5 protein-coding genes are annotated in these 4,150 nt (G+C 73.4%); 1 reads left to right on the forward strand and 4 read right to left on the reverse strand.

Annotated elements, in window-relative coordinates:
* Positions 1–644, reverse strand: a 644-nt coding sequence (locus tag K206_RS0110585) for a pyridoxal-dependent decarboxylase (RefSeq protein ID WP_020202386.1), incomplete at its 3' end; no start/stop codon positions are given.
* A 116-nt stretch (positions 645–760) separates the two neighbouring features.
* Between K206_RS0110585 and gcvA the strand changes: the two genes are divergently transcribed.
* The gene (gcvA, locus tag K206_RS0110590) at positions 761–1,684 is read left to right on the forward strand and encodes a transcriptional regulator GcvA (protein WP_029043462.1); all 924 of its coding nucleotides are present in this window, start codon (positions 761–763) and stop codon (positions 1,682–1,684) included.
* Here the strand turns inward: gcvA and K206_RS37955 are convergent.
* The 3 genes from K206_RS37955 to K206_RS0110605 all read right to left on the reverse strand — a co-directional run.
* The gene (locus tag K206_RS37955) at positions 1,653–2,618 is read right to left on the reverse strand and encodes a tripartite tricarboxylate transporter substrate binding protein (protein ID WP_020202388.1); all 966 of its coding nucleotides are present in this window, start codon (positions 2,616–2,618) and stop codon (positions 1,653–1,655) included. The genes gcvA and K206_RS37955 overlap by 32 nt on opposite strands.
* Before the next feature lie 75 nt (positions 2,619–2,693).
* Complete coding sequence (locus tag K206_RS0110600) at positions 2,694–3,428, reverse strand: enoyl-CoA hydratase/isomerase family protein (RefSeq protein ID WP_020202389.1); 735 nt, start codon at positions 3,426–3,428, stop codon at positions 2,694–2,696.
* Positions 3,425–4,150: acetate--CoA ligase family protein (locus tag K206_RS0110605; protein ID WP_029043463.1), on the reverse strand; the 726-nt coding region annotated here is incomplete at its 5' end. The genes K206_RS0110605 and K206_RS0110600, both read right to left, overlap by 4 nt.

Consider the following 4,150-nt stretch of genomic DNA (forward strand, 5'->3'; position numbering starts at 1 on the left):
CCCAGCCGGCCGCGCGCGTCGGTCGGCAGGCTCACCAGCGCGCGGCGGCCCAGGCCCAGCAGCCGCAGCGCGCGCTGCAGCGAGCCGTGGTGCTGGTCGCTGGTCAGCACGCGCACGCGCGGCGCGCCCCACAGGCCGTCTTCCTCCACGTTCCAGCCGGCGCGCGCCAGCAGCGCGTGCCGCGCCGCGGCCAGCGCCACCGTGTGCGCCGTCTGCGAGCCCGTGACCAGCGCGAAGCTGGCCGCCGCCGGCAGTTGCAGCAGGTCCTTGAGCCAGGCGCCGCAGGTTTCCTCGATCACCGCCTCGGCCGGGCTGCAGGCGTGGATGGCGGCGTTCTGGTCCCACACCGAGGTCAGCCAGTCGGCCGCCAGCGCCGCCGGCAGGCTGCCGCCGATCACCCAGGCGAAGAAGCGGCCGCTGGCGCTGCGCATGAGGCCGTCGCCGGTGTTCTCGACCAGCTCGCCGATCACGCGCGCGGGATCGAGCGAGCCTTCCTGCAGCGCGGCGGCAAAGCGCGCGCGCAGCGTCTGCAGCGAGGCCGTGGCGGCCACGGGGCCGTCGGCCAGGCTGGCCAGGTAGTCGCGGGCGTGCGCCAGCGTCTGTTCGAGCAGGGGGATTTCGGTGGACTGGCCGGGGTCGTGCATCGTGTCTGCCTGGAGGCTGGGTGGTGTTGAGCGAAATGATCCTGCGCGCAAGACTAGCGGGCCGATGCGCGCCGCGCTATCGACATTTCGCGGCGCTTCGTTTAGTTTTCCTCAACATGAAGACATTGCTCCCACCCCTGAACGCCCTGCTGGCGTTCGACGCCGCCGCCCGCTGCCTGAACCTGGGCGCCGCCGCCGACCTGCTGTGCGTGACCAAGGGCGCGGTCAGCCTGCAGCTCAAGCGGCTGGAACAGAGCCTGGGCGTGGCGCTGTTCGCGCGCTCGCCGCGCGGCCTGGCGCTGACGCCGGCCGGCGAGGCCTATTTCCAGGCCGTGAGCGGCGCGCTCGGGCTGATCGGGCAGGCCACCGCGGCGGCGCGCACGGCCGCCGCGCCCCGGCTCGCCATCAGTTGCACGCCGGGTTTCGCCGCGCAGTGGCTGGTGCCGCGGCTGGGCGCGTTCGAGGCGCGCCACCCGCAGGTCGACCTGCGCATCAAGGCCTCCAACCAGGTGGCCGACTTCGCCCGCGACGGCATCGCCTTCGCGGTGCGCCACGGCCGCGGCCGCTATCCCGGCCTGCGCGCGCACAAGCTGTTCGACGACGACCTGAGCGTGGTGTCGGCCCCGGCGCTGCTGCGCGGGCGCCGCGCGAAACCGGCGCGGCGCGACGTGGCGGCGCAGGTGCTGCTGCACGACGAGCACCGCGGCGACTGGTCGCTGTGGCTGGCCGATGCCGGCCTGCCCCCCGCGCTGGCGCGCAAGGGGCCGGTCTTCACCGACTCCAACGGCGTGATGGAAGCCGCGCGCGCCGGCCACGGCGTGGCGCTGGTGCCGCGCGCGCTGGCGCAGCCGGACCTGGCCGCGCGCCGCCTGGCGGACTGGTTCGGCGCCGCCGCGCCGAGCGGGCTGGCCTATTACCTGGTGTATCCCGAGGCCACGCTGCACGGCGCCGGCGCGCCGGCCTTGCGCGACTGGCTGCTGGAGCAGGCCGGGCAGCCGGCGGCCGCCGTCATTCGAGACGGATGTTCGCCTTCTGGATGACGTCGCTCATCAGCGCGTCGTCGCGGCCGATCTGGGTCTTGAACGCGGCCGGGTCCTGGTAGTCCGCCTTCATGCTCATCTTGCCGAGCTGGTCCTTGTCGAGCCCGGCCACGATCTCGCGCGACAGCGCGCCGAACCGGTCCACCACGGCCTGCGGCGTGCCCCTCGGCACGAACAGCCCGTACCAGTTGGGCACGTCGATGTCGGTGCCGAGCTCCTTCAGGGTCGGCACCGAGGGCAGGTCCGGGTTGCGCAGCGCCACCATGCTGGCCACGGCCTGCACCTGCCCGGCCTTGACCTGCGGCACCAGCACGCTGTCGTAAGCGATGTCGATGCGCCCGGAGACCACCTCGGAGATCAGGTCGGCCGAGCCCTTGTAGGGCACGTGCACGGTATTCATGCCGAGCTTCTGGTTCATCAGCTCGCCCATCAGGTGGGTCATGGTGGCCGGCCCGGCCGAGCCGAAGGTGTACTTGCCCGGGTGCCGCTTCACCTCGGCCACCACCTCGGCCAGCGTGTGGCCGGGAAAGTCCTTGCGCGTGACCATCACCGGAATCCACGAGGTGATCTTGGCCACCGGGATGAAGTCCTTCTGCGCGTCGTAGGGCGTGGCGCGCAGGTGCGGCGTCACCACGAACACGGCGGTCGGCGCCATGAACAGCACGCTACCGTCGCCGGGGCTGCGCGCGGCGGCCTGCGCGCCGATCATGGCGCCGCCGCCGGGCTTGTTCTCGACGATGACCGGCTGGCCGAGCTTCTTGGCCAGCGCGTCGCCGTACAGGCGCGCGATGTTGTCGGCGTTGCCGCCGGCCGGATAAGGCACGATGATGCGCACGGTCTTGTCCTGCGCGCGCGCGGGCGCGGCGGCAAGCACGGGCAGCGCGAGGCCGAGCAGCGCGGCGGCGAGCTGGCGGAGGGAACGGCGGCGGTTCATGAGGTGTCTCCTGCGTTGGCGCTCTGGACGGCGCTCGGCGGTACTCGGCGGTACTCGGTGGGACTTCACGCGGCGCTAGCGCCCCTGGAAGTTGGGCGGGCGCTTCTCGCGGAACGCCTGCTGCCCCTCCCTGGCGTCCTCGGACAGGCGCATGGCGTCGAGCTGCTGCAGCGTGCGCGCATACGACTCGGCCGGGCTGGCCGGCAGCAGCTCGTGCACGAAGCGCTTGATCGCGCGCACCACCAGCGGCGCGTGGCCGGCGATCTCGTGCGCCATCTCCAGCGCCACGCCGAGCTGCTGCCCGGCGGGCACCACCTGGTTGACGAGGCCGACCTCGTAGGCGCGCGCGGCGTCGATGGTGCGCCCGAGCAGCATGATCTCCATCGCCACCTTCTGCGGGATGCGCGCGGCGATGCCGGTGATGAAGCCCTGCGTGAAACCGAGCTTCGCCTCGGGGTACATGAACCTGGTGTTGTCGGCCGCCACGGCAAGGTCGCACATGCCCAGCAGCGTGATGCCGCCGCCGATGCACCAGCCCGCCGCGGCGGCGATGATGGGCTTGTCGGTGGCGATGCCGGCGCCCGGCGTGCAGCGCCAGAACTCGGGGATGTCGTTCAGGTCCGCGCCGGCGGTGAAGGCCTCGTTGCCGGCGCCGGTGACGACGGCCACGCGCTGCGCCGAGCGGTCGAACTCGGCGAACGCGCGCTGCAGGTCCAGCGCCGTGGCCTGCGAGATGACGTTGCGCTTGGCCGCGTTGTCGATGGTGAAGACGGTGACCGGGCCATGCTCTTCGATTTTCAGGCAACTCATTGTGGTTCCTCCCCGAACCGCGCGCGGGCATCGACGGCGACGCAGCCGTCTGCGCCCAGCCTGAGCGGATTCACTTCGATCTCGAAATCGCGCTCGCCCATCTGCGCGGCGAGCGCACCGAAACGCACCAGCACGTCGACGGCGGCCTCCAGGTCCACCGGCGCCGCGCCGCGGTAGCCGGCGAACAGCGGCGCCAGCCTGAGCGAGGCCAGCGCCGCGCGCGCCGCCGCGGCGCCGACCGGCGCCGGCAGCAGCACCACGTCGCGCAGCAGTTCCACCAGCACGCCGCCGCTGCCCACCACCACCATCGGCCCGAACTGCGGGTCGCGGCGCGCGCCCACCAGCAGTTCCACCTCGCCGCCGGCCATGCGCTGCAGGAACCAGCCCTCGATGCGCGCATCGGGCCGCGCGGCGGCGATGCGCGCCGCCATCGCGCCGACCGCGTCGGCCACCTCCTGCGCGCTGCGCAGGTTCAGCGCCACGCCGCCCACCTCCGACTTGTGCACGATGTCCGGCGAGACCACCTTGAGCGCGAGCGGAAAGCCCACCGACGGCGCGGCCTGCCGCGCCGCCTCGGCGTGCGCCACCACCGTGCCGGCGTTGACCGGGATGCCGGCCAGCGCGAGCAGCGCCTTGGCCGCCGCCTCGTCGAGCACGGCGGCGCCGGCCGGCAGGCTCACGGCCAGCCGCGGCCCGCCGTGCGCGGCGGCCGGCGCCGGCTG

The organism is Cupriavidus sp. WS (assembly GCF_000395345.1).
Taxonomy (GTDB): Bacteria; Pseudomonadota; Gammaproteobacteria; order Burkholderiales; family Burkholderiaceae; genus Cupriavidus; species Cupriavidus basilensis_B.

What these genes read in the sequence shown, in the direction of transcription:
- gcvA (WP_029043462.1), top strand. Translation starts at nt 761, where the DNA reads ATGAAGACATTGCTCCCACCCCTGAACGCCCTGCTGGCGTTCGACGCC.
- K206_RS37955 (WP_020202388.1), bottom strand. Translation starts at nt 2,618, where the DNA reads ATGAACCGCCGCCGTTCCCTCCGCCAGCTCGCCGCCGCGCTGCTCGGC.
- K206_RS0110600 (WP_020202389.1), bottom strand. Translation starts at nt 3,428, where the DNA reads ATGAGTTGCCTGAAAATCGAAGAGCATGGCCCGGTCACCGTCTTCACC.